Source organism: Amycolatopsis solani (assembly GCF_033441515.1).
Classification (GTDB): domain Bacteria; phylum Actinomycetota; class Actinomycetes; order Mycobacteriales; family Pseudonocardiaceae; genus Amycolatopsis; species Amycolatopsis solani.
Map to the genome: position 1 here is coordinate 1,357,885 of NZ_JAWQJT010000003.1, position 22,580 is coordinate 1,380,464.

Sequence of the window (22,580 nt, forward strand, 5' to 3'; positions counted from 1 at the left end):
CCCGGTCATGCCGTGTTTCGACTACCTGAGGGGGAGTCATGCGCGCTCGCGCACGCATCACCGCACTGGCTTCGGCGGGCGCCGTACTGGCCATCGCCGGTACGGCCTTCGGCGCGTCGGCCGCGATCGGCGCTTCGTCGCCGGCCGACGACACGCCGCCGCCCATCGTCGAGGACTACTCGTACCCGGGAGCCGCGAAGATCCTGCAGGACCGCGCCCTGACCCTGATCAGCGGTGACGGCCACATCACCCTCGTCGCCTGCGGACCGGCGTCCGGCCTGCTCGAGGTGCACGCCTACAACTCGGCCGACCACAGCTCCGACCCCGGCCACTACTGCTTCAAGGTCACCGGCTCGACCGGCTACCTGCGCCTCGAGGTGCCCTTCGCCTACCAGGTGAAGGGCGACAACCACACCGTCCAGGCGACTGTCGAGATCAACGGCCAGAACAGCACCGTCCCGGTCAGCAAGAACGGCTGGACCGGCATCGGCGAAGGCGCCGGCACCGATCCCTCGACGCTGCTGGAGCTGCGCGCGTCGGCCTGACCCCGGCGCACCGTACCGGCCGCCGCATTCGGCCGGCCATTCACACCAGCACGCCCGCACGATTTCCGCGAGCGCGGTTTTCCGCGCCCGCGAATCGTTCGCGCGCCAAAAACAATTTCGAGGGAATAGCATGCCCGTTCGCCCGACCAGAGCCGTGGCACTCGCCGCGGCTGTCCTGGCTTCAGCCACGCTCACCACCGCGACCGCTGGCGCCGTCTCCGGTGGCTCCGCCGCCACCTCAGGCGCCTACCCGTTCGCCGCCAAGCTCACCGCCGACGGGCGGGCCTGCGGCGGCGCGCTCGTCGAACCCGACCTCATCCTCACCGCGGCCTCCTGCTTCCCGGAAAACCCGCAGGGCGGCGTGCCGGCCAAGACGACCACCGCGACCGTCGGCCGGTCCGTGCTCTCGGGCACTGGCGGGCACGTCGCGAACGTCACGAACGTGGTCGTGCGCGGGGACCGCGACGTCGCGCTCGCCCGGATCGACGTCCCGATCACCGACATCGCCCCGCTGCCGCTGAGCACCGTCCCGGTCAACTACCCCAGCGGTAACGAGACCCTCAGCCTCGCCGGCTACGGCCGCACCGAGGCCGAGTGGGTGCCGGATGCGCTGCACGTCGGCACGTTCAAGGCACCGTCCGCCACCGCGACCACGCTCTCGCTGACCGGGACGAACGGCAACGACGCCTGTCGCGGCGACGCGGGCGCGCCGATCTTCCGCGACGCCGACAGCCGCACCGACGTCGTCGCCGTGGCGAGCTCCTCGTGGCAGCACGGCTGCTTCGGCGAGACGACCACGCGCCAGGGCACCGTCGCCGCGCGGACCGACGACATCGCCGGCTGGATCCGCCAGCAGGCGCTGGCGCCGGTGGCGAAGGCCACCGGGCACGCGATCACCGTCACCTGGCACCCGCTGTCCCCCGCGGACAACGCCACTTACCGCGTCTACGGCGCGACGACCCCGGACGTGCCCGTCGACAGCGCGCACCTGCTGGGCAGCGCCGGCGCGGCGGGCTACACGCTGACGGGGATCCCGGGGCGCCAGACCCGGTACTACCGCGTCGTCGCCGCGACGGCCGACGGCTGGACCAGCACGCCGACCGACGTGATCTCGGCGACCACGCCCGCCTCGGCGGGCCCCGACTTCACCGGGGACGGCAAGGACGACGCCGGTGCCGGCTACGACCTCAAGAACGCCCGCACCGGCGTGTACGTCTGGCCGACGACCGCAACCGGCGTGGACGTCCCGCAGCTGAAGTGGAGCGCCGACGGCTGGGAAGCCTCCCGGGTCCGCTGGGTCACCGGTGACTTCAACGGCGACGGCCGCAGCGACTTCGGCGCGTTCTACGACTACCTCGACGGCGGCACGAACCTCTTCCTCTTCTACGCCAACGCCTCCGGCGGCTTCGACGCCGGTGTGATCAAGTGGAGCGGTGCGCTCCGGCCGCTCAACGCCCGGTTCACCACGGCGGACTTCGACGGGGACGGCCGTACGGACATCGCCGCCGCCTACGACAACGGCAACGCCGACCTGAGCGTGCTGACCTGGCACGCGACGGCGACCGGCGTCGACGCGCCGGTCACGCAGTGGCGCACGGGCGCCGGCAACTGGGTGCTGGCCCAGTCGAACTGGCGGGCCGGCGACTTCAACGGCGACGGCCGCGCCGACCTGGCAGCCTTCTACGACTACCGGGACAACACGGCGAACCTGTTCCTCTGGTACGGCAACGCATCCGGCGGTTTCGACGCCCAGGGCGTCAAGTGGAACGGCGCCATCCCGTCCGGCAAGGCGCAGTTCGTTTCCGGCGACTTCGACCGGGACGGGCGCACCGACCTCGGTGCGGCGATCGACCTCGGCAGCGCGAACCTGACGTTCCGCACCTGGCACGCGACCGCCGCCGGCGTCGACGCCCCGGTGACGCAGTGGACCACCGGCACCGGGGCGTGGAACCTCGGCCAGTCCCGGTGGACCGCGGGCGACTTCGACGGCGACGGCCGCACCGACCTGCTCGCCTCCTACGACTACGGCAGCTCGAACACGAACCTGTTCCGCTGGCACGCCAACGCTTCCGGCGGCTTCGACGCCGAAGGCGTCAAGTGGAGCAGCAACGGCACGTTCAACGCCGCCCAGTCGTCGATGTTCTGACCGACCGGTGGCGGCGCCCCTCGGGCGCCGCCACCTTCTCGAGCGAGGAACACATGCGCAGAACGACGTTCGCGGCTCTCTCGGCCGTCGCGGTCGCCGGCGGCCTCCTGACCGCGGCTCCCGCCGAAGCCCTTTCCGACGGCACCGCGGTCCCCGTGGGCACCCACCCCTTCATCGCCCGGATCACCACGCCGCTCAAGGCGTGCTCGGGTGCGCTGATCGACCCGTCCTGGATCGTGACGTCGGCGTCCTGCCTGAGCCCGGCGGATTCCGGGGCGCCGACCGAGGCCGCCTCGGTCACCGTCGGCGACGTCGACCTGAGCACCGGAGCGGGCCACACCACCAAGGTGACCAAGGTCGTGCGCCGCACCGACCGGGACGTCGTCCTCGCGAAGCTCGAGACGGCGGCGACCGGGGTCCGGCAGATCACGCTGGGCACCGCACCGCAGACCGGCGAAACGCTGCAGGTGGCCGGGTTCGGCCGGACGGCGACCGAGTGGGTGCCCGCCCGGCCGCGCGTCGCGCCGTTCACCGTCGCGGACGTCACCGGCGCCACGGTGTCCGTCTCCTCGGCCGACGGCGTCGACACCTGCAAGGGCGACGCGGGCGGCCCGGCGTTCCGCGTGTCCGGCGGGACCGCGCAGCTCGTGGCACTGAGCAGCGGTTCGTGGCAGCACGGCTGCCTCGACGTACCCGGAACCCGTTCCGGCGGCACCGAAACCCGTGTCGACGACCTCGGCGAGTGGATCCGCGCGCAGACCGTGCCCACGCCGGTGTCCTGCCCCGCCGGGGCGGCGATCTGGAGCGCGCGCACCGACGGCAGCCTTTGGCGCTACGTCCACCTCGACCCCGTCGGCGGCGCGGTCAGCTGGTCGCAGCCGAGCAGCCCGATCGGCTCCGGCTGGACGGGCCGGACGCTGGCCGGCAAGGGCGGCGTCGTCTGGGACTTCCACCGCAAGAACGGATCCGGCGACCCCTACCCGAGCGGCACTCTGAAGCGCTGGGTGTACTCGACGAGCACCGGCTGGAGCGGCGGCGACGAAGTCGGCAGCGGCTGGACGCGCTACCTGAGCGCCGAGTACGCGAACCGGATCACGGTCGACGAGAAGAACCGCATCTTCATGATCGACGACCAGGGCCGGCTGCGCGTCTACGCCTGGAGCGACACCACGAACTGGTGGGTCGACGGCGGCGGCACGACCCTGGACACGGGATGGTCCCGGTTCGACTCGATCACCGCGGCCGGTGACGGCGTGCTGTACGCCAGGAAGCCGACCGGCGAACTGTTCCGCTTCGAGTACGAATTCACGGCTTCCACGTGGACCCAGCGGGACAAGCCGGTGGGCGTCGGCTGGCAGATGTTCAGCGAGATCTTCTCCCCGGGCGCCGACATCCTGTACGGCCGCGGCAGCACGGGCACGAGCCCGTTCGACGGCAAGACCGGCCCGGTCCTGCGCTGGTACCGCTACACGGACAACACCGACACCTGGGCGCCGTCGGGGCCCGACCACAGGGGCGTGACCATCGGCTCGGGGTGGAACACCGAGATCCACGTGACCGCCGCACCCGACTCCTGCCGGCCGGCGAGCTGACCCACCGGAACGGCAGCGGCCCGGCCTTGGCCACTTCCGGGGCCAGGCCGCTGTTCCCGCTTCCGCAGCGGTCGCCTCCCCGGCACGGCAGAACGGATCCCAGAAGGGGGAACTCCATGCCTCATCGCACCAGACTCGCGTCGGCCCTCGTCGTCGCCTTGCTCGCCGGCGGCTCGCTCGCCGTCGTCCCCGCGGACGCCGTCTCCGGTGGCACCACCGGAACCCACGGCTTCGCGGCCAAGCTCACCGCCGACGGTCGCGCCTGCAGCGGCGCGCTCGTCGAACCCGCACTCGTCCTGACGTCCGCCAGGTGCTTCCCCGAGAACCCGCAGGGCGGGACACCGGCCAAGGCCACCACCGTCACCATCGGCGGGCACACCGCGAAGGTGACCGCGCTGGTCACCCGGTCCGACCGCGATGTGGCGCTGGCCCGGCTGGACACCACGGTCACCGATGTCACACCCCTGCCCCTCGGCACGGCCGCGGGCGCGCCGGGAGCGTCCGAGAGCTTGTCCCTCGCCGGCTGGGGCCGCACGGCCGACGAATGGGTGCCGGACCAAGTGCACGTCGCCTCCTTCACCACGTCGTCCAGCACCTCGACCACCCTGTCGCTGACCGGGACCGACGGTGCGGACGCCTGCAAGGGTGACGCCGGCGCACCGGTCTTCCGCCCGGGCGGAACCGTGGCCGGAGTGGTCAGCTCGTCCTGGCAGCACGGCTGCCTCGCCGAAACCGAGACGCGGCAGGGCACCACCGCCGCCCGGGTCGACGACCTCGGCGGCTGGATCCGCGGCCAGGCGATCGTCGGCACCGCGAAGGCCGTCGGCCACGGCGTCACGCTCTCCTGGACTCCGCTGGCCGCCTCCGACGACGCGACCTACTCCATCTACGCCAACTCCGCGGGCCCGGCCACCACCAGCGCGACGCAGCTCATCGGCACCACGAAGGCGGCCACGTTCCTGCACTCCGCCACGTCCCGCAAGACGTGGTCGTACCTCGTGGTCGCCTCGAACGGCGCCGCCAGCCCGCAGTTCACCGCCACCACAGGGGCGCGGTCACTGACCGACTTCACCGGCGACGGCAAGGCCGACGTCGCCACGTTCATCCGCGGCACCGCCGGCGATGTCTACGTCGCGAACTCCGAGGGGACCAAGTTCAACGGCACGTCGAAGCTCTGGCAGGACTACTTCGGCACCGGTGCCGAAATTCCGCTGAGCGGCGACTTCAACGGCGACGGCAGGGCTGACGCCATCGTCTTCAAGCGCGGCACCGGTGGTGACGTCCTGGTGGCTCTCTCCGACGGCACCAAGTTCGGCACCGGCGTCCTTTGGCACGACTACTTCGACATCAACGACGAGATTCCCGCCGTCGGCGACTTCAACGGCGACGGCAAAGACGACATCGCCCTGTTCAAGCGCGGGACCAGCGGCGACGTCCTCGTCGCTCTCTCCGACGGCACCAAGTTCGGCACCGGTACCCTCTGGCACGACTACTTCGGCATCGCGAACGAGCTGCCGTACATCGGGGATTTCAACGGTGACGGCAAGGACGACATCGCCGTGTCCATCCGAGGGGGCGCGGGGGACGTCTACGTGGCCCTGTCCGATGGCACCAAGTTCGGCGCGAGTGCCCTGTGGCAAGACTATTTCGGCATCAACGACGAACTCCCGGCCGTCGGCGATTTCAACGGCGACGGCAAAGACGACATCGGCCTCTTCAAGCTCGGCACCACCGCCGACGTCCTCGTCGCCCTCTCCGCCGGCACCAAGTTCGGCACCGGCACCCTCTGGCACGACTACTTCGGCATCGCCAGCGAAGTGCCGCTACCGCGGGTGATCACGGTCATGTAGGGCCCGGTACCCCCGGGCGAGGCCCCAGGGGTACCGGTTACCCGGTTACCGACTTCGGTAGGTACCCAAAAATGTCCCACGGAACTTACGTTTGTGCTCGTCGCCCGGTTTCGGGGCCGACATCCGGATCACCTGGCCGAAGGGCATTTTCATGCGAATGTCGAGGGCTGTTGCCGCGGTCGGAGCGGCCGCCGCGGCGCTGGGCCTGGTCTCAGCGGGGGTTGCGGACGCCCAGGAGGACATCATCGGGGGGAGCACCGTCTCCTCCGCGCCGTGGGGCGCCCAGATCTACTGGAACGACGTCACCACCTACGGCGGGTTCGAGTGCTCCGGGACGATCATCGCCCCGCAGTGGGTGCTGACCGCGCGGCACTGCCTGAACTCGCCGGGCATGCACGTCAAGGTCGGCAACGTCGCGCTCCAGCAGGGGACGAACGCCAACGTCGACCAGCAGAAGGCGTCGCCGAACGGCGACATCGCGCTGCTGCACCTGACGACGGCGGTCAGCACCACGTACATGAAGCTCGGCACCGGCAACCCGCCGACCGGCGCCACCAACCAGATCTACGGCTGGGGCCGCACGGAGGGCACCAGCCCGCCGTCGAGCACCCTCAAGACCGCCAACGTGCGCGTCACCGGCACGAGCTCCGACGCGTTCGGCGGCACCGCCATCGCCAGCCAGGGCGTCAACGGCTCGGCGTGGCACGGCGACTCGGGCGGCCCGCAGCTGTACAACGGCGCCCAGGTCGGGGTGTGCTCCACGGGCAGCAACTCGGGTTCGAACCCGCAGGGTACGCAGAACTACGCGAGCATCGCCTCGAGCCGCAGCTGGATCCGCACCACGGCCGGCGTCTGACCCGCCGGGCCGGCCTCACCGCCCGGGAGGCCGGCCCGCGGCATACTTCCCCCATGGAGTTCCGCACGCGGGTGCTGCTCGGCGGCAAGACCGCGACCGGCCTGCCGGTGCCCGACGAGGTCGTCGACGCGCTCGGCGCCGGCAAGAAACCCGCGGTCACGGTGACGCTCGGCGGGCACACCTACCGCACGACGGTCGCGAGCCGCGGCGGGCAGTTCCTCGTGCCGCTCAGCGCGGAGAACCGCGAGCAGGCGGGCGTCGCCGCCGGGGACGACGTCGTGGTGGAGATCGCCCTCGACACCGCCCCGCGCGAGCTGGAGATCCCCGCCGACCTCGCCGCAGCGCTGGCGGCGGACGAAACCGCGCGCGCCCGGTTCGAAAGCCTTTCCTACAGCGCCAAACAGCGGTTCGTGCTGCCGATCGGCCAGGCGAAGACCCAGGAGACGCGGCAGCGGCGGGTGGCCAAGGTGATCACGGACCTGCGCGCCGGGAAGTGATGGACGCACGCACGGTGCTGCGCGTGCTGGCCGCCGTGACGCCGAACGCGGTGTGGCTCGCCGGCGGCTGGGGCATCGACGCGCTCCTCGGGCGCCAGACCCGTGAACACGGCGATCTCGACCTGCTGCACCGGCTGGACGAAGAGGAAGCCGTCCTGGCCGCGCTGGCGGCACTGGGCTACCGCGAAACCCTCGACCTCCGCCCGGTCCGGTTCGTGCTCTCCGACGGCGCGACCGAGCTCGACCTCCACCCGCTCGTCTTCGCCGCGGACGGCTCGGCCACCCAGGAAGCCGACGACGCGGGCGCGGTCTTCCCCTACCCCGCGGACTGCTTCGTCACCGGGCACGTCGGCGGCGTCGAGGTGCCGTGCGTCTCCGCGGCCCAGCAGGTCTTCTTCCACCAGGGGTACGCGCCGCGCCCGCGGGACCTCGCGGACATGCGCCGGCTGCGCGAGGCCTTCGGCGTCGACACCCACTTCTAGTCCACAACGGACCGCCGCAGCGCCGCCTTGTCCGGTTTTCCCGACGGCGCAACGGGAACCGCGCCCACGAAGCTGAACTGCGCCGGTACCGCGGCCTCCCCCAGCTCGGCCGCCACGCCCTTGCGGACCTCCGCCAGGTCCGGGTCGCGGCCCGGCACCGGGACCACGAACGCGTGCGCCGCTTCGCCCGTCTGCGCGTCCGGGACCGCCACGACGTACGCCTGGTCGACGTCCGGGTGGGCCGCGATCGCCCGCTCGATCGGGCCGGCGTAGTGGATGATCGCGTTCACGATCACCACGTCCCGCGCGCGGCCCGACAGGTGGAGGTAGCCCGCCGAGTCCAGGTGGCCGAGGTCCTGCGTCCGCACCCAGCCGTCGCGCAGCACCGACGCCGTCGTCTCGGGATCGCGCCAATAGCCCGAAAACGCCGACGGGGTGCGCACCCAGATCTCGTCGCGGACGTCGATCTGCACGGTGTCGCAAGGCTTCCCGACCGAGCCGATGCCTTCGTCGGCCCGGCAGATGGTCAGCATCCCGGTCTCGGTCTGCCCGTACGCGTGGTGCATCGCGGGCCCGATCCGCTCGGCCGCCTCGGCGAGTTTGTGCTGCGGCATCGGCGATCCCGCGACGATCAGCGCCCGCAGCGCGCTCAGGTCGACGGGTGAGTCGCGCAGGGAGTCGAGGATCCGGTGCAGGCGCGGCACGGTCGTCAACGCGGCGGTGATCCGCAGCCGCGTGAGGACCGCCGGGAAGTCCGGCAGGCCCTCGGGGATCACCGCGGTGCCGCCGGCCATCAGCGACACCCCCAGCTGCTCGACCATCACGGCGCTGGCCAGGGAGCCGAACATCAGGTAGCGCCCGAAGGCGGCGCCCAGCCGTTCGTGGGCCGTGCCGGCCAGCGGCGGCCGCCAGACGCGGCCCTCGGTCAGCGCGCGGTAGCTGTACGCCACGCCCTTCGGGACGCCGGTGCTGCCACTGGTGAACACCACCGTCGCGATGTCCTCGAGCCGCGCGCCCGGCGCCGGCTCCTCGTACGCGGCCAGCAGCGCGGGGCCGATCCGCAGCACCGGCACGCCGGCGTCGACCAGGTCGGCCGAGTCGTCCACGACCAGCGCCGAGACGTCGGAGAGGACGTGGCGCAGCTGCGCTTCCGGCAGCCCGGCCCGGACCGCGACCGCGCGGCCGCCGAGCACGTGCACCGCGATCAGCGCGGCGAACCCCTCCGGGGTGACGGCGGTGGCGAGGCCGACGCCGTCGCCGGGGCCGAGCCCGGCCGCCCGCAGGCCCGCGGTGAACCGGCCGATCAGCTCCCGCAGCTCGCCGCGTGACGTGACGCGGGAACCGTGTTCGAACGCGGGGACCTCCGGAGCGCGCTCCAGCTCGTCCAGCAGAGCCTGCGGGTGGACCATCTCGACCGCCTTTCGCCCGGGGGTCCCGGTCTACCCGGCGGATCTCAGAATTTCGGCAGAAGATCCCACGGCCGGCGTTGACGAGCGTGCGATCATCGGACAGCGGCTGAGCAGCTACACCGCACCCCCGGCGTCGCGCCGGGCTCTCGATCGCGCCCCCGAATCCCCGCCGGGCAGCCCCTATCGGTCCTCTGTGGGTAGAAGTGCCGTCACTGCGACCGGCAGTTGTGCCGTTTGACCGCACTGGCCTCTTTTCTAGCGTGACTTTCACACCGCGCGGACCACCGCGCCAGGGGTATTCGCTTCAGGAAGGAGGTGGCCCGTCCATGTCCAGTCCGGGATTCCAGGCAGATTCCGCTGCCATGACGCGCGCCGTCCAGGGTTTCGAGGAAACCGCGACGAACGCCAAGTCCACGATGGCCAGCTTGGAGTCCGAGCTGACCGAGGCGCTGCGCAACTACAAGGGTGACCAGGCCGTGGCGTTCTGGGACCTCCAGCGGCGGCTGCAGGAGAAGATGACCGTGGCCGTGAAGGAGCTCGACACCATGTCGCAGCTCGTCCACACCAGCCACCAGAACTACGGCCGCGGCGACGCCGACGTCCACCAGAGCTTCCAGGGGGTCGGCAACTCCCTCGAGGGCTCGGGCGTGATCCCCCGCCTCAACCCCTGACCCGAGAGGACGCCCACCATGGCCGACGTCGTCGAAATCAATTTCGCCGCGCTGCAGCACAGCTCGGCATCCCTGGCCGCCAAGGCCAAGGCGCTCACCTCGCAGCTGGAGCAGCTGCACCAGAACCTCCAGCCGATCACCGCGACCTGGTACGCCTCCGGCAGCTCCGCCGGTGACGCGGCCCGCCAGTCGGAGACCCGGCTGCGTCAGGCCACCGCGGACATCGTCGCGATCATCGCGCAGTTCGGCGGCAAGGTCGGCGAGGCCCACGACCTCCAGCAGTCGCTGGAGAACCGCAACCAGGGGCTGTTCGCGGGCTGATCCGCGCCCAGACGTCGGTCGGCCGGTGCGGGAAACCCCCCGCTCGCACCGGCCGACCGGCTTTCCCCATGTCCGCCCAGTGCGCCCAGAGAGCCGGGACCGATGCCAGACCAGTCGTACTACGTCCACCTGGAATCGCTGAAGGACTTCGTGCGGGAGCTGGAAACCCAGATCCACGCGATGTCGAAACCGAACGACTTCCTGCTCACCCTCGGCGCGGAGCCGCTGTTGTTCGGCGAGTTCGGCGAAGCCGGGTCGCTGGCCGACGCGCACCGCGCCGCCGTCTCGGAGATGCAGGGCCTGCTCGACCAGGTCCGCAGCGCGATCGGCTTCGCGCAGGACGTGACCACCACGGTCGCCGACGGTTACCAGAACGCCGACCAGGCCGTGGCCGGGGACCTGCACCACTCCGGTGCCGTCACCAACCTCCTCGACCCGGTGCTCGGGCTGCTGGGCCTCGGTGACTCCGACGGGAGCCGCAAGGGATGACGAAGAACACCGCGCACACGAACTTCGCCGCGTACAGCCACCAGCAGCTCTACGCGATGCTCCAGGCCGGCGACCCGAACAGCGCGCGCCACGCCGCCGACAAGTGGAAGTCCGCCGCGCTGCACCTGCACGAGCAGGCCCACAACCTCAACTCGGAACTGACCGAGTTCAAGGACCAGTGGACCGGTGGCGCCGCCGACCAGTACCAGCACATGATCGTCGACCTCGCGAACGGCATCTCCAAGGTGGCGCAGACCGCCGAGGCGATGAACGTGATGCTCGGCGACGCCGCCGACGCGCTGGTGAAGGCCAAGAAGGAGATGCCGCCGCCGGTTTCGGTGCCGGACGTCTCCCCCGCCGACGTCGCGCTCGCGGTGAACCCGCCGCTGCTGCCGCCGGACTCCTCGCCCGCCGTCGTGCAGGCCGCGGCGCAGCAGCGCCAGCAGGCCATCGCGAACGTCGAGGCCCAGCAGTCCGCGGCCAACGCGGCCGGGTCGGCGCACGGCCGGGCGATCGTCGTCATGACCGAACTGGCCGGGGAGTACACGGTGGCCGAGGAGTCGATCCCGGCGTCGCCGAACGCCGTCCCGGTGCCCGCGACCCCGCCCTCCGGTGGCGGTGCGGGCAGCGCGGGTTCGCCCGGGCTCGTCGGCAACGGCGTCACCGAGCCTGGCGTCGTGGTCACCCCCGGCGACGGGCACCCGCTGCCCTCGACCGGCACGCCGCAGCCGGGCACGACCGTGCCGACGTCGAACCCGCTGTTCGGCGACATGTTCACCGCCGGGCTCGCCGCGGCCTCGGCCGCCGCGTTCGGCCGGTTCGGCTCGATCATGCCGAAGGTGCCGTCGTGGGCCACCGGCAAGGACCCGAAGGACAACAAGGAAGAGCCGCCCGGAACCAAGCTCGGCGGCGGCGGCGCGGGCGTCGAAGGCGGCGCCGGGGGCGGCATCCCGATCGGCGGGGGTGACGCGCCGTCGATCGGCGGCGGCATCCCCGGCGGGGCGGGCATCGGCGGCGGCGCCGACGCCCCGGCCGCGCACTCCGGCCTGGCCGGCGACGGCGGCGCGAGCAACGCGTTCAGCGGTCTCGCGGGCGGCGCGGCCGGTGCCGTCGGCGCGGCGGCGGCCAAGAGCGCGATGCCGATGATGCCCATGATGCCGATGGGCATGGGCGGTGGCGGCGACATGGGCTCCGGACGGCGGATCCCGGCGTGGCTGGTGGAGACGGAGAACGTCTGGGGCCAGTCGGCCCCGGTCGCCCCGCCGGTCATCGGCGAAGAGCCCGAAGCGTACTGACCCGGTCGTGAGTGTTGAGTCGGGTTAGAACCCGACTCAACACTCACGACCCCCTGCTGCGAAACGGAGGCGGGCCGTGACGGCTGCCGGCTATCGCGTCGCCCCGGCCCGCCTCGACACCGTGGCCGGCGAAACCGGCCAGCGGGCCGACGCACTGCACACCGCGGAGACCGCGGTCTCCGGTGAGAAGGTCCCGGCCGCGGCGTTCGGCCAGGTCGAGGAAGCCAAGGCCGCGGCGAAGACGTTCGAGAAGACCATGAAGGAGCTGGGCGGGAAGCTCGAATCGGGCGTGTCCCGGCTCCGCAGCATCCAAAGTGGACTTACCGAGTCGGCGGCCGGCTACCGCCGCGTCGACGCGCAGATCGCCGCGATGTACCGGGCCCTGCTGCCCGAGGATCCCTTGCCCAAGGCGGGAAACCCGGCCGGGATCGGCGGTTCCGCCGACACCGGCGCGTGGGCGCACGCGATCGAGGAGAACCGCGCGAAGGTCGCCGACGCGCTGACGGCCGAGCGCGGCAAGCTCGCCGGGCTGACCGACGCCGACGAGATCGCGCGGTCGCGGGCGCGGATCAAGCTGTACGAAGACATCCTCGCGAACAACCGGCAGATCCTGAAGTTCGACCCGTCCGGCAACGGCCGGATCGCCGAGCTGGTCGGGCACGTCGAGCCCGGGACGCGGAACGTCGGGCTGTTCGTCCCCGGCGTCAACACGCAGATGTCCAACTTCGACGCCTACGCCGGCCTCGGGCGCAGCCTGGTCGCCGCGGACCCGACCGGGCGCACCGCGATGGTCGTCTGGGCCGACGGGGTGTTCCCGCAGAACCCGGTCGTGCAGGGCCCGGACGCGAGCTACGCGCAGACGATGGCCCCCGACCTCAAGCACTTCACCGACGACCTGCGCGGCGAGATCTCCAGCCACGCCGGCGACGGCGTCACGCTGACCGCGATCGGGCACAGCTACGGCGGCGCCACGGTCGGCCTGGCCGAGACGCACGGCCTCGACGTCGACCGCGTCCTGCACGTCGAGTCGGCGGGCATGGGCCACGGCGTGTGGTCGCCGTCGGACCTGCCGGCGAGCCAGGCGGGCGTGCAGCGCTACTCGATGACGGCGCCGCTCGACCCGATCGAGATCGCCCAGGGCAACGCGTGGGGCCTGGAGTGGACCGGCATCGGCCACGGCGCCGACCCGGACACCTTCCCCGGCGTCACCGAGCTGGAGACCGGCCGTTCCGCGGACGGCTCGCAGTTGTGGGGCCTGTCCTCGCACAGTGACGTGCTGAAGCCCGGTTCGGAGTCGTGGACGAACATCTACCGGGTGATCACCACCGGACCGGTGACCCCGGACGGCACCTTCGACCCGCGTGGCATCCTCGAACACGGCGTCGAGTTCCTGAACGACGGGGGTGTGCTGCGATGAGCCCGGAACTGGACCGGCTGGCGGTCGAGCTGACCGACGTGATCGACAGCGTCGCGGAGGTGTTCGGCGAAGGTGCGGACCGCACGGTCGAGGGCGAGCTGGACTGCGACCCGACCCGCCCGGGACAGCTGTTCTGCTGGCAGTACGGCGTCCGGCTCGACCACCCCGGCGAGCCGGAACGCCGCCTGGCCGAGGTCGTCCTGCCGACCCTGGCGGAGCGCGGCTGGGAGTCGCACGACCGGAGCACCCCGCGCGAGCTGATCGCGCGCTTCAGCCGCGAGGGCGCGGACTTCACGGTCCACGTGGCGCGAGCCAGCCAGGCGGTGGCGATCATCGGCTCGACCCGCCCGGTCCCCGCGTCCTGAAGCCCGTCACCACGGTGTCCCGCCCATGCTCGCGGGCCCGCTGTCGACGACGATCAGCTTGTCCCCCAGGAACTCGTCCACGTCGGGGCTCAGCCACGACTCACCGCGCCGGGCACGGTGAAACCTGAATGTGCCGTTGGTGCTGTTCGCTCCCACGATGCACCGCACCGCGACAGACCCGGGCAGCGCACGGACGAGCCGCACGACTTCCAGGGCGAAGCCCCACCCGTGACGCAGCATCACCACTTGGGCCGCCGCACTGATCACCGGCTCGTCCGCCAGCGATCCGACCTCGATGGGCACCACATCGTCCAGGTGGAAGCTGCTCGTGGCGCACTCCCACGCGGTCAGATCCGGTCCGCCCGAGCGGGGCGCCCGGACGTGGGCGGCGTGCCGGGCAAAGGCCAATGCCGGGCCGTGCCGGACGATGCCTTCGGCAACCAGCTCGCGTAGTCCCGGTGCCAGCTCCGCCGCCGGCACCGCGCACGACGGCCCCAGAGCTTTGATGGCCACCTCGTTCATCCGGATGGTGAGCACGGCGCAGAGCCTGCCAGGGCCAGGCCGACGAACGCACGCGCCCTACGGCGTGAAGCGCGACGGCCGCCAACCGCGGTGCCGGGCACGCCGGACCGCCGCCACCGCCACGCCCGCCGCGGCGGCCAGTGCCACTCCCGCCAGTGCGATCGTGCCCGCCGGGACGTCCGCCGGCTGCTGGGCCGGGGCCGCCGCCGGGACGACGTCGGGCTCCGGGGCCGCCGGGGCGACGGAGCCGGGGGCAGCGATGCCCGCGGGCAGCGTCGACGAGACCGCCGCGTACGCGTCCAGCACGCCCCAGCCGAGGCGCGGGTCGTGGCCGCCCGAAGCCGGGCGGTGGGCCGTCAGCGTGAGGCGGGTGGCGACCTGGTCGCCGGTCAGGTCCGGGTGGTACGCCCGCACCAGCGCCGCGACCCCCGCGACGTACGCCGCAGCCAGTCCCGGGTCGGTGACCGGAAAGCGGTGCGCGATCGCGCCGCCCGCGCCGGCCGACGTGCTGACCAGCTCCGCGCCCGGTGCGGCGACGCCGACGTAGTCCCCCGCCTCGGTCTGCACCGGCTCGCCCGCCTGGTTCACCGAACCGACCGCCAGCACCCCGGCCGTCGCCGTCGGGTACGTGCGTGCGCCCTGCTGGGTCGCCGACGCCGCCGAGACGACCACCGCGCCCTCCGACCGCGCGCGGGACACCGCGCCCGAGAGCGCCGGGCTGTCGAACGCCGCCGGGACGGCGATCAGGATGACGCCCGCGTGCCGGTCGAGCGCCGTGTCGATCGCGCCGGCCAGCGCGCCCGGGTCGCCGCCGTCGCGCGAAGAGCTGTCCGTGTAGCGGATCGGCAGCAGGCGCGCGCCCGGCGCGACGCCGGCGAACGTCGTGGACGGATCCGGTTGCGCGGCGACGATCCCCGCCGCGATCGTGCCGCGGCCGTCGCAGTCGGTCTGCTCGGTCCCCGCGCCGCCTTCGAGCTGGCCGGGCCGGAACTGGCCGTTCTGCCCGTCGACGCCGGTGCCGATCACGGCGACCAGCTGGCCGTCACCCCGCGTCAACGGCCACAGCCGCGCCGGGTCGACTTGGCGCTGCCCCCACGGGACGGCGCCGGAATACGTGCCGGACGGGTTCGCGCACTGCGCTTCCGGGGCCGCGGCCGCCGTCACGGGCAAGCCGGCCGTCACCAGGCCCGCCACCGCGAGCGCCGCCGCTATCCGCACCCCAACCCCCGAACAGAAAGACGGTGGCGGACAAGGAACTCCGCCACCGCCAGTCTAGCCGGGAACCCCGGCTCAGCGAAGGTCCATGCCCAGATCCAACGCCGGTGAAGAGTGCGTCAACCCGCCCACCGAAAGGTAGTCCACACCGGACTGGGCGTAGGCCCTACCACGGTCGATGGTGAGGCCACCAGAGGATTCCAGCCGCGTCTTCGGGGAAACCTCGTCGCGGCGCGCGACCGCCCGGCGGCACTGCTCCGGCGTGAAGTTGTCCAGCAGCACCTCGTCCGCCCCCGCGGCCAGCGCCTCCTCGAGCTGCTCGAGCGTGTCGACCTCGACCTCGCACGGCAGTTCCGGCGCGTGCGCGCGGGCCGCGGCCAGCGCCGCCGTCACCGAACCCGCGGCGACGACGTGGTTGTCCTTGATCAGCACCGCGTCGCCGAGGCCCAGCCGGTGGTTCACCCCGCCGCCGCAGCGGACGGCGTACTTCTGCAGCAGCCGCAGCCCCGGCAACGTCTTGCGGGAGTCGCGGATCGCGCAGCCGGTACCGTCCACTTCGGACACCCAGGCGGCGGTCGCGGTGGCGACGCCGGAGAGGTGGCAGAGCAGGTTCAGCGCCGTGCGCTCGGCGGTGAGCAGCCCGCGCACCGGGCCGGCGAGCACCAGCGCGGGCTCCCCCGCGACCAGCCGGTCGCCGTCCTCGCGCCCGGCCAGCACCTCGTAACCGTCGCCCAGCACCATGTCGAACACCGCGAGCGCGACCGGCAGCCCGGCGATGACGCCGTCCACGCGCGGAGTCAGCTCCGCCACGGCCGTCGCGGACTCGGGCACCGTCGACGCCGTCGTCGCGTCGGGCCCGTACCGCAGGTCTTCGCCCAGCGCGGTGGTCACCACCCGCTTGACGTCTTCGACGTCGAGGCCCGACGCGGCGATCAGGCGCAGGACCGGTTCGGAGATCGGGAACGTCATGCCACGCCCTCCAAGGGGATCGGGTCGGCCAGCACCGGCTGGCCGGAGGGACTGAGCCGGATGAGCTGGCTGCGCCGCCAGTTCCCGTCCGGTGCCGGGAAATCGGACCGCACGTGGCAGCCGCGCGACTCGGTGCGCCGGACGGCCGCGGCGAGCAACGCCTGCGCCACCACGGTCAGCGCCGCGTCTTCGACCGCCGCGTGTGTCCACAACGGACTGTCCTGAGCCGACAGGTCGAGCACCGAACCCGCGGCCGCGAGGCCGTCGGCGTCACGGCCGATCGCCGCGTACCGGCTCATCACCCGCTGCAGCGCGTCGCGCTCGGCGGCGGGCGCGGTGGTCCACGACGGCAGCCGGCCGCGGGCGGGATCGGCGAGCAGTCCGGCCGCGAGGTCCGCCGCCACGGCCTCGGCGACGCGCTGCCCGACGACCAGGCCTTCGAGCAAGCTGTTGGACGCCAGCCGGTTCGCGCCGTGCAAGCCGGTCCGCGCCACCTCGCCCGCGGCGTACAGGCCGGGCACCGACGAGCGTCCGTCCACTGTGGTCACCACGCCGCCGCACGAGAAGTGCGCCGCCGGGGTGACCGGGATCGGGTCGACGGCGGGGTCCAGCCCGAGCACCCCGCAGGCCGCGAACACGGTCGGGAACCGCGCCGCGAAGCCGGCGACCGACGTCGCGTCGAGGAAGACGTGGTCGTCGACGCCGCCCGGCGCGGTCACCATCCGGCGCGTGATCGCCGCCGAGACGACGTCGCGGGGCGCCAGGTCGCCGAGCGGGTGCACGCCCGCCATGACCGGCGCGCCGGTGGCGTCGACCAGCGTCGCGCCCTCGCCGCGTACGGCCTCGGTGACCAGCGGGCAGCGTCCCCGCGCGCCCGGGGTGTACAGGACGGTCGGGTGGAACTGGACGAACTCGACGTCCGCCACCGCGGCCCCGGCCCGCAACGCGAGCGCGAGGCCGTCGCCGGTGGCGATCTCCGGGTTCGACGTGGCCTGGTAGAGCTGCCCGATCCCGCCGCTGGCCAGCAGCACGGCCGGCGCGCGGACGACGCCGGGAACGCCGCCCGAGTCGAGCACCGTGACCCCGGCGACCCGCCCGCCCGGCGTGCGCAGGGCGTCGACGGCGATGTGGTGCTCCAGGACCGGCACCCGGGCGTCCCCGGCCCGCGCGACCAGTGCGCGTTCGACCTCGGCGCCGGTCGCGTCGCCGCCCGCGTGGATCACGCGGAACGCGCTGTGCCCGCCCTCGCGGGCCCGGGCGAGCAGCCCGTCCCCCGCCGAGTCGAACGTCGCGCCGTCCGCCCGCAGCCGGGCGACCGCGGCCGGGCCGCCGTCGAGGATCGAGCGGGCCGCGGCCTCGTCGACCAGGCCGGCACCCGCGGCGAAGGTGTCCTCCGCGTGCTTCGCGACCGAGTCGTCGAGGTCGTGCTCGTGCTCCAGGACGACGGCGACGCCGCCCTGGGCCCAGCGCGTGTTGCCGTCGGCGACCGCCGCCTTGGTGATCACCAGGACGTGCAGCCCGAGCGCCTGCGCCCGCAGCGCCGCGGTCAGCCCCGCGACGCCGCTGCCGATCACGACCAGATCCGCGCGAGCCTCCCAAACCGGAGTTTTCGCCTGGTGGTCATTAACCGGCGGGGTCATTCGCCGCCGCCGGGCTGCCCGATCTCGATCATCCGCTGCACCGAAGCCTGCGCGCGGGCCGCCGTCTCGAGGTCGACGTGGACCTCGTCCAGGCCGTCACGCAGGCACCGGAGCAGCGCGGCGGGGGTGATCATCTTCATGTACCGGCAGGACGCGCGGTCGTTCACCGCGCGGAAGTCGATGCCCGGCGCGGCCTTGCGCAGCTGGTGGATCATGCCGATCTCGGTGGCCACCAGCACCGACTTGGCCTTCGTGTCGCGGGCCTCGTGGACCATGTCCCCGGTGGAGAGGATCTTGACCCGCTCCGGCGCCACGGCACCCTCGCCGGCCAGGTAGAGCGCCGACGTCGCGCAGCCGCATTCGGGGTGGACGAACAGGTCCGCGTCCGGGTTCTCGGCCGCGCGCTCGGCCAGCTCGGCGCCGTTGATCCCGGCGTGGACGTGGCACTCCCCCGCCCAGATGTGCATGTTCTCCCGGCCGGTCACGCGCTTGACGTGGGCGCCGAGGAACTGGTCCGGGAGGAAGAGAACCTCCTGGTCGGCGGGGATGGAGGCGACGACGTCGACCGCGTTCGAGGACGTGCAGCAGATGTCGGTCTCGGCCTTCACCTCGGCCGTGGTGTTGACGTAGGAGACGACCGCCGCGCCCGGGTGCTCGGCCTTCCAGGCCCGCAACTCGGCGCCGGTGATGGAGTCGGCCAGGGAGCAGCCGGCCCGCGCGTCCGGGATCAGGACCGTCTTCTCCGGGGCGAGGATCTTCGCGGTCTCGGCCATGAAGTGGACGCCGCAGAAGACGATGGTGGACGCGTCGCTGCTCGCCGCGATGCGGCTCAGCGCGAGGGAGTCGCCGGTGTGGTCGGCGATGTCCTGGATCTCCGGGACCTGGTAGTTGTGCGCGAGCAGGACCGCGTCGCGCTGCTTCGCCAGGCGCCGCACCTCCTCGGCCCAGGCCGCGTTCGCCTCGACCCCGCCGAACGGGGTGAGGCCTTCCGGAACCAACGTGGTGGTCATCTGGCCCTCCTGGACCGGTCGCGGGTTTTCGCCTTACAATCGAAAACCGTGCGAAGTCATCTTAACACCCAGGCACCCCTGGCCCACGAGGTTTTAGGAGCGGTACTGCAAGTGCGCTCGGACACACTGCGGGTGCTGCTGTGGCGCCGCGCGCTCGACCCGCACCTCGGCCGCTGGTCGCTGCCGGGCGGGCGGCTGCGGCCCGACGAGGACGTCGAGACGTCCATCCGGCGCCAGCTCAAGGAGAAGGTCGACGTCCGCCAGCTCAAGCACGTCGAGCAGCTCGCGGTGTTCAGCGACCCGCACCGGGTGCCCGGCCCGCGCGTGGTGGCGACGGCGTTCCTCGCGCTGGTCCCCTCCGACGTCGACCCGGAGGTGCCCGAGGACACCGAGTGGCACGACGTCGCGCAGCTGCCGCGCACGGCGTTCGACCACGAGGCCATCGTGCGGCGCGCCCGCGACCGGCTGCGCTCGAAGCTCTCCTACACCAACCTCGGGTTCGCGCTGGCCCCCGACGAGTTCACGATTTCCGCCCTGCGCGGCCTGTATTCGGCGGCGCTCGGCTACCGCGTCTCGGCGACCAACCTGCAGCGGGTGCTGTCCCGGCGCGGCCTGCTGGTCCCGACCGGCCACACGGCCGCCCCGGGCCGGGCCGGCGGCCGTCCGGCGGCGCTGTTCTCCTTCGCCGGCAAGGGCATGCAGATCACTGATCCGTTCGCGGTCTTCAAGCCGCCGAACCGGTGACCGTGCTGCGGGAGCCGCGTTCTCCCCTTAACGTGGACCCGTGACCGAGCCGGAATCGGATAGTGACGCGACGACGACGATCCTGCCGTTGTTCCCGCTGCAGACCGTGCTGCTGCCCGGTACCAAGCTCCCGCTGCACATCTTCGAACCGCGCTACCGGCAGCTGACGGCGGACCTCGTGAGCGGCACGGTGCCGGGCCGCGAGTTCGGCGTGGTCGCCCTCCGCTCGTCGCTGACCCGCGAAGTACGTGGTCTGGACCAGCTGTACGAGATCGGCTGCAGCACGGTGCTGCGCGAGGCGAAGCGCCTCCCGGACGGCCGCTTCGACGTCGTCACGCAGGCCCAGCGCCGGTTCCGCCTGACCGACCTCGACTGCACGTCGGCGCCGTACCTGATCGCGTCGGTGGTGTGGATCGACGACGACCCGGTCGCCCCGTCCGGCGGCATGGCGGAGCGCCTGGCGACGGTCGCGCGAGCGGCGCACCAGCGCTACTGCGAAACGGCGTGGCGCAGCGACGACTGGCACGCCCCGGACCCGGACACGGCGATCGAGGAGCTGGCCTACGTGCTGGCCGCGGACTGCCTGCTGCCGCTGGAAGACCGCCAGCACCTGCTGGAGGAGCGCCACCCGCTGCGCCGGCTCCGCATCGCGTGCCGCCTGCTGACCCGCGAAACGGGCTTCCTGGACAAGCTGGGCGCGGTCCCGCTGCCGCCGGGCGAGCTCACCGACCTGAGCCGCCCGGCCAGCTTGAACTGACGCCCGCGCCCAGGCCCAAGCGCCCCAATGTGGCCTTCGGTGCGTGAGACGCACCCAAGGCGGCCTTCGGTGCGTCAGACGCACCCAAGGCCGCCTTGGGGCGCTAGGAAGCCGAGCCGTTCCCGGACCCGTTGCCGAACTTGGTCCACACCTTGCCCGCCGCGCCCGAGACCGCTTCGCCGACGTCGCTGAACACCTTCGTCAACGGGTCCGCCGACGAGTTCCACGATTCCTTGTACGACTGCGCGGCCGACTTGAGGTCGTCCTTCCAGTCCGAGCCCGGCTTGTCCGCGTCCCGCCGCGGGTAGTCGCCCGCCAGGATCGCGCGGTAGTCCTCCGAAGCCGCCCAGCGCTGCAGCTGCGCCGCGCGGACCACCGCGAACGGGTGCGACTCCGTCTCGACGAACTTGAGCTTGAGGAAGCTGTCGCGGATGTCCTCGACCGACTCGTACTCGGACGCCTGCTGCAGGAACGACGGGATGTCGATGCGGGCCGGGTCGATGCCGCCCGCGACCTGGATCTGCGCGCGCAGCGCCGCCGTCGGGTCCTGACCGCAGAGCAGACCCGCGCGGTCGCACGACAGCTCCGCCTTGCGGAACCACTCGCGCAGCGCCGCGATGATCGCCCGGATGCCGAGCGCGCTGACCGGCGTCCACGACATCGCCAGCTGCAGGCTGATCAGGCGCACCATCATCGTGCGGTACACCGCGTGCCCGGACAGCACGTGCCCCATCTCGTGCCCGAGCACGAACCGCAGCGAATCGTGGCTCATCAGCTCGACCATCCCGGTGCTGAGCCGGATGAACGGCTCGTCCATGCCGACGGTCTCCGCGCCGAGACGCGGGTCTTGGAACACGTAGACGTTCGGCACCGACGGCAGGTCGAGCGTCTCGGCGCACTCGTGGCGCAGGCGGTCGAGCTCCGGGTACTGCTTCGGCCCGACGCGGATCGACGACGCGAGCGCCATCAGCCGCTCGCCGCGCTCGTTGTAGAACCCCGAAATGGCCTTGACGACCTGCGCGAACCCGGGCACCGCGCGCAGCGTGGCGAGCGCGCCGCGGTCCACCGGGTGCTCGTAGGCGCGCGGGCTGATCCCCGGGAAGCGGACGGCGTCACGCCGCGAAACTTCGATGTCCTCGGTCATGGAACCCCCTGTGAGTGAGGGGACCAGAGTAGGGCAAACCGCTCAGCCGAGACGGCGGCCCAGGTCGTCGCGGCCGTTCCAGGTGGCCAGCAGGCTGTAGGCGATCGACACGCCGAGCGGGCCGGTCAGCAGCACCCACCACGACTCCAGCCGCGGCGCGAGCTCGATCACCGAGCCGAGCGCGGGCGGGCTGGTGATCGCGTAGTGGCTGTTCGCCCAGGTCACGCCGAGCAGGATGGCGATCACGCCCGCGAGCGCCACCCCGAGCAGAGCCGCGACGAACACGACCGGACCGCGGAGTTCGCGCAACAGCCAGATGACGACGCCGACGACGATCCCGAGCCCGAGCGCCATCAGCCCGAACACGGCGAGGTCGTCGAATCGGTGCCAGCTCTCCAGCTCCAGCGCGCCCTGGGTGCCGTCGGCGGCGACGATCCGGACGCGCTCGGGCGGCGCGAGCCGCGACCAGGCGAAGGCGAGCGGGAAGCCCAGCAGGCCGACCGTGCTGAACACGCTCAGCGCGGGCAGCAAGTCCGCCTTGACGACCACCCGGGGCCGCCGTTCCCGGAACAGCACGGGCACCGACCACGGACCGGCCACGGCCGACGGCCGGTGCGCGGGCCCCGACGTCTCACTCACCCGGA

The 22,580-nt window shown here is 72.5% G+C and carries 23 protein-coding genes; 15 read left to right on the top strand and 8 right to left on the bottom strand.

Annotated elements, in window-relative coordinates; translation table 11 throughout:
* Positions 1 to 38 precede the first annotated feature (38 nt).
* The 7 genes from SD460_RS38870 (at position 39) to SD460_RS38900 (ending at position 7,968) form a co-directional block, all read left to right on the top strand.
* The gene (locus SD460_RS38870; RefSeq protein WP_290061038.1) at positions 39 to 545 is read left to right on the top strand and encodes a hypothetical protein; all 507 of its coding nucleotides are present in this window, start codon (positions 39 to 41) and stop codon (positions 543 to 545) included.
* Positions 546 to 675: 130 nt separating this feature from the next.
* Positions 676 to 2,691 carry a trypsin-like serine protease gene (locus SD460_RS38875; RefSeq protein ID WP_318307478.1) on the top strand — a complete coding sequence of 672 codons (2,016 nt, stop codon included), beginning with the start codon at positions 676 to 678 and terminating at the stop codon, positions 2,689 to 2,691.
* Between the two features lie 53 nt (positions 2,692 to 2,744).
* Positions 2,745 to 4,283 (top strand): tachylectin-related carbohydrate-binding protein, encoded by a 1,539-nt coding sequence (locus tag SD460_RS38880; RefSeq protein WP_290061035.1) that lies wholly within the window; start codon positions 2,745 to 2,747, stop codon positions 4,281 to 4,283.
* 116 nt (positions 4,284 to 4,399) lie between these two features.
* On the top strand, positions 4,400 to 6,133 hold the full coding sequence (locus tag SD460_RS38885; protein ID WP_290061033.1) for an FG-GAP-like repeat-containing protein: 1,734 nt from the start codon (positions 4,400 to 4,402) through the stop codon (positions 6,131 to 6,133).
* Positions 6,134 to 6,284: 151 nt separating this feature from the next.
* Positions 6,285 to 6,989, top strand: coding sequence for a S1 family peptidase (locus tag SD460_RS38890; protein ID WP_438860689.1), 705 nt, complete (start codon positions 6,285 to 6,287; stop codon positions 6,987 to 6,989).
* A 53-nt stretch (positions 6,990 to 7,042) separates the two neighbouring features.
* A complete protein-coding gene (locus SD460_RS38895) occupies positions 7,043 to 7,486 on the top strand; it encodes a YdeI/OmpD-associated family protein (protein WP_290061029.1) in 444 nt (147 codons plus the stop codon).
* On the top strand, positions 7,486 to 7,968 hold the full coding sequence (locus SD460_RS38900; RefSeq protein WP_290061028.1) for a nucleotidyltransferase domain-containing protein: 483 nt from the start codon (positions 7,486 to 7,488) through the stop codon (positions 7,966 to 7,968). The genes SD460_RS38895 and SD460_RS38900 overlap by 1 nt, the downstream gene beginning before the upstream one ends.
* On the opposite strand, the gene SD460_RS38905 is transcribed toward SD460_RS38900, so the two are convergent.
* Positions 7,965 to 9,377, bottom strand: coding sequence for a class I adenylate-forming enzyme family protein (locus SD460_RS38905; protein ID WP_290061026.1), 1,413 nt, complete (start codon positions 9,375 to 9,377; stop codon positions 7,965 to 7,967). The two genes, SD460_RS38900 and SD460_RS38905, sit on opposite strands and share 4 nt — an antisense overlap.
* A gap of 326 nt (positions 9,378 to 9,703) precedes the next feature.
* Between SD460_RS38905 and SD460_RS38910 the strand changes: the two genes are divergently transcribed.
* From SD460_RS38910 to SD460_RS38935, 6 genes are all read left to right on the top strand, one after another.
* Positions 9,704 to 10,048, top strand: coding sequence for a WXG100 family type VII secretion target (locus SD460_RS38910; protein ID WP_086856673.1), 345 nt, complete (start codon positions 9,704 to 9,706; stop codon positions 10,046 to 10,048).
* A gap of 18 nt (positions 10,049 to 10,066) precedes the next feature.
* On the top strand, positions 10,067 to 10,369 hold the full coding sequence (locus SD460_RS38915) for a hypothetical protein (RefSeq protein WP_020644701.1): 303 nt from the start codon (positions 10,067 to 10,069) through the stop codon (positions 10,367 to 10,369).
* A 102-nt stretch (positions 10,370 to 10,471) separates the two neighbouring features.
* Entirely contained in the window at positions 10,472 to 10,858 is a 387-nt protein-coding gene (locus SD460_RS38920) for a hypothetical protein (protein WP_086856674.1), read from the top strand.
* Positions 10,855 to 12,153, top strand: coding sequence for a WXG100 family type VII secretion target (locus tag SD460_RS38925; protein WP_318307479.1), 1,299 nt, complete (start codon positions 10,855 to 10,857; stop codon positions 12,151 to 12,153). Before SD460_RS38920 ends, SD460_RS38925 begins: the two co-directional genes overlap by 4 nt.
* Before the next feature lie 76 nt (positions 12,154 to 12,229).
* Positions 12,230 to 13,570, top strand: coding sequence for an alpha/beta hydrolase (locus SD460_RS38930; protein ID WP_290062597.1), 1,341 nt, complete (start codon positions 12,230 to 12,232; stop codon positions 13,568 to 13,570).
* Positions 13,567 to 13,935 (top strand): hypothetical protein, encoded by a 369-nt coding sequence (locus SD460_RS38935; RefSeq protein ID WP_290062598.1) that lies wholly within the window; start codon positions 13,567 to 13,569, stop codon positions 13,933 to 13,935. The genes SD460_RS38930 and SD460_RS38935 overlap by 4 nt, the downstream gene beginning before the upstream one ends.
* Positions 13,936 to 13,941: 6 nt before the next feature.
* Here SD460_RS38935 and SD460_RS38940 read toward each other — a convergent pair whose 3' ends face one another.
* From SD460_RS38940 to nadA, 5 genes are all read right to left on the bottom strand, one after another.
* Positions 13,942 to 14,472: a PM0498 family protein gene (locus SD460_RS38940; protein WP_290062599.1), complete on the bottom strand. Its 531-nt coding sequence runs from the start codon at positions 14,470 to 14,472 to the stop codon at positions 13,942 to 13,944.
* A 42-nt stretch (positions 14,473 to 14,514) separates the two neighbouring features.
* On the bottom strand, positions 14,515 to 15,675 hold the full coding sequence (locus tag SD460_RS38945; RefSeq protein ID WP_318307480.1) for a S8 family serine peptidase: 1,161 nt from the start codon (positions 15,673 to 15,675) through the stop codon (positions 14,515 to 14,517).
* A gap of 72 nt (positions 15,676 to 15,747) precedes the next feature.
* On the bottom strand, positions 15,748 to 16,641 hold the full coding sequence (gene nadC, locus SD460_RS38950; protein WP_318307481.1) for a carboxylating nicotinate-nucleotide diphosphorylase: 894 nt from the start codon (positions 16,639 to 16,641) through the stop codon (positions 15,748 to 15,750).
* Entirely contained in the window at positions 16,638 to 18,281 is a 1,644-nt protein-coding gene (locus SD460_RS38955; protein ID WP_318307482.1) for an L-aspartate oxidase, read from the bottom strand. The genes nadC and SD460_RS38955 overlap by 4 nt, the downstream gene beginning before the upstream one ends.
* Positions 18,278 to 19,291 (bottom strand): quinolinate synthase NadA, encoded by a 1,014-nt coding sequence (nadA, locus tag SD460_RS38960; RefSeq protein ID WP_290057347.1) that lies wholly within the window; start codon positions 19,289 to 19,291, stop codon positions 18,278 to 18,280. Before nadA ends, SD460_RS38955 begins: the two co-directional genes overlap by 4 nt.
* 111 nt (positions 19,292 to 19,402) lie before the next feature.
* Here nadA and SD460_RS38965 point away from each other — a divergent pair, with 111 nt between their 5' ends.
* Positions 19,403 to 20,035: an NUDIX hydrolase gene (locus SD460_RS38965; protein WP_290057346.1), complete on the top strand. Its 633-nt coding sequence runs from the start codon at positions 19,403 to 19,405 to the stop codon at positions 20,033 to 20,035.
* Positions 20,036 to 20,075: 40 nt separating this feature from the next.
* Positions 20,076 to 20,792: an LON peptidase substrate-binding domain-containing protein gene (locus SD460_RS38970; RefSeq protein WP_318307483.1), complete on the top strand. Its 717-nt coding sequence runs from the start codon at positions 20,076 to 20,078 to the stop codon at positions 20,790 to 20,792.
* Positions 20,793 to 20,895: 103 nt separating this feature from the next.
* On the opposite strand, the gene SD460_RS38975 is transcribed toward SD460_RS38970, so the two are convergent.
* Together SD460_RS38975 and SD460_RS38980 are read right to left on the bottom strand one after the other, a co-directional pair.
* Positions 20,896 to 21,936: a M48 family metallopeptidase gene (locus SD460_RS38975; protein ID WP_290058243.1), complete on the bottom strand. Its 1,041-nt coding sequence runs from the start codon at positions 21,934 to 21,936 to the stop codon at positions 20,896 to 20,898.
* Positions 21,937 to 21,978: 42 nt separating this feature from the next.
* On the bottom strand, positions 21,979 to 22,575 hold the full coding sequence (locus SD460_RS38980; protein WP_290058244.1) for a DUF2567 domain-containing protein: 597 nt from the start codon (positions 22,573 to 22,575) through the stop codon (positions 21,979 to 21,981).
* Positions 22,576 to 22,580: the final 5 nt, after the last annotated feature.

Coding starts and splice junctions, on each gene's coding strand:
- SD460_RS38890 (WP_438860689.1), top strand. CDS start 6,285: ATGCGAATGTCGAGGGCTGTTGCCGCGGTCGGAGCGGCCGCCGCGGCG.
- SD460_RS38870 (WP_290061038.1), top strand. CDS start 39: ATGCGCGCTCGCGCACGCATCACCGCACTGGCTTCGGCGGGCGCCGTA.
- SD460_RS38975 (WP_290058243.1), bottom strand. CDS start 21,936: ATGACCGAGGACATCGAAGTTTCGCGGCGTGACGCCGTCCGCTTCCCG.
- SD460_RS38875 (WP_318307478.1), top strand. CDS start 676: ATGCCCGTTCGCCCGACCAGAGCCGTGGCACTCGCCGCGGCTGTCCTG.
- SD460_RS38910 (WP_086856673.1), top strand. CDS start 9,704: ATGTCCAGTCCGGGATTCCAGGCAGATTCCGCTGCCATGACGCGCGCC.
- SD460_RS38915 (WP_020644701.1), top strand. CDS start 10,067: ATGGCCGACGTCGTCGAAATCAATTTCGCCGCGCTGCAGCACAGCTCG.
- nadA (WP_290057347.1), bottom strand. CDS start 19,291: ATGACCACCACGTTGGTTCCGGAAGGCCTCACCCCGTTCGGCGGGGTC.
- SD460_RS38935 (WP_290062598.1), top strand. CDS start 13,567: ATGAGCCCGGAACTGGACCGGCTGGCGGTCGAGCTGACCGACGTGATC.
- SD460_RS38925 (WP_318307479.1), top strand. CDS start 10,855: ATGACGAAGAACACCGCGCACACGAACTTCGCCGCGTACAGCCACCAG.
- SD460_RS38880 (WP_290061035.1), top strand. CDS start 2,745: ATGCGCAGAACGACGTTCGCGGCTCTCTCGGCCGTCGCGGTCGCCGGC.
- SD460_RS38900 (WP_290061028.1), top strand. CDS start 7,486: ATGGACGCACGCACGGTGCTGCGCGTGCTGGCCGCCGTGACGCCGAAC.
- SD460_RS38885 (WP_290061033.1), top strand. CDS start 4,400: ATGCCTCATCGCACCAGACTCGCGTCGGCCCTCGTCGTCGCCTTGCTC.
- nadC (WP_318307481.1), bottom strand. CDS start 16,641: ATGACGTTCCCGATCTCCGAACCGGTCCTGCGCCTGATCGCCGCGTCG.
- SD460_RS38955 (WP_318307482.1), bottom strand. CDS start 18,281: ATGACCCCGCCGGTTAATGACCACCAGGCGAAAACTCCGGTTTGGGAG.
- SD460_RS38905 (WP_290061026.1), bottom strand. CDS start 9,377: ATGGTCCACCCGCAGGCTCTGCTGGACGAGCTGGAGCGCGCTCCGGAG.
- SD460_RS38895 (WP_290061029.1), top strand. CDS start 7,043: ATGGAGTTCCGCACGCGGGTGCTGCTCGGCGGCAAGACCGCGACCGGC.
- SD460_RS38920 (WP_086856674.1), top strand. CDS start 10,472: ATGCCAGACCAGTCGTACTACGTCCACCTGGAATCGCTGAAGGACTTC.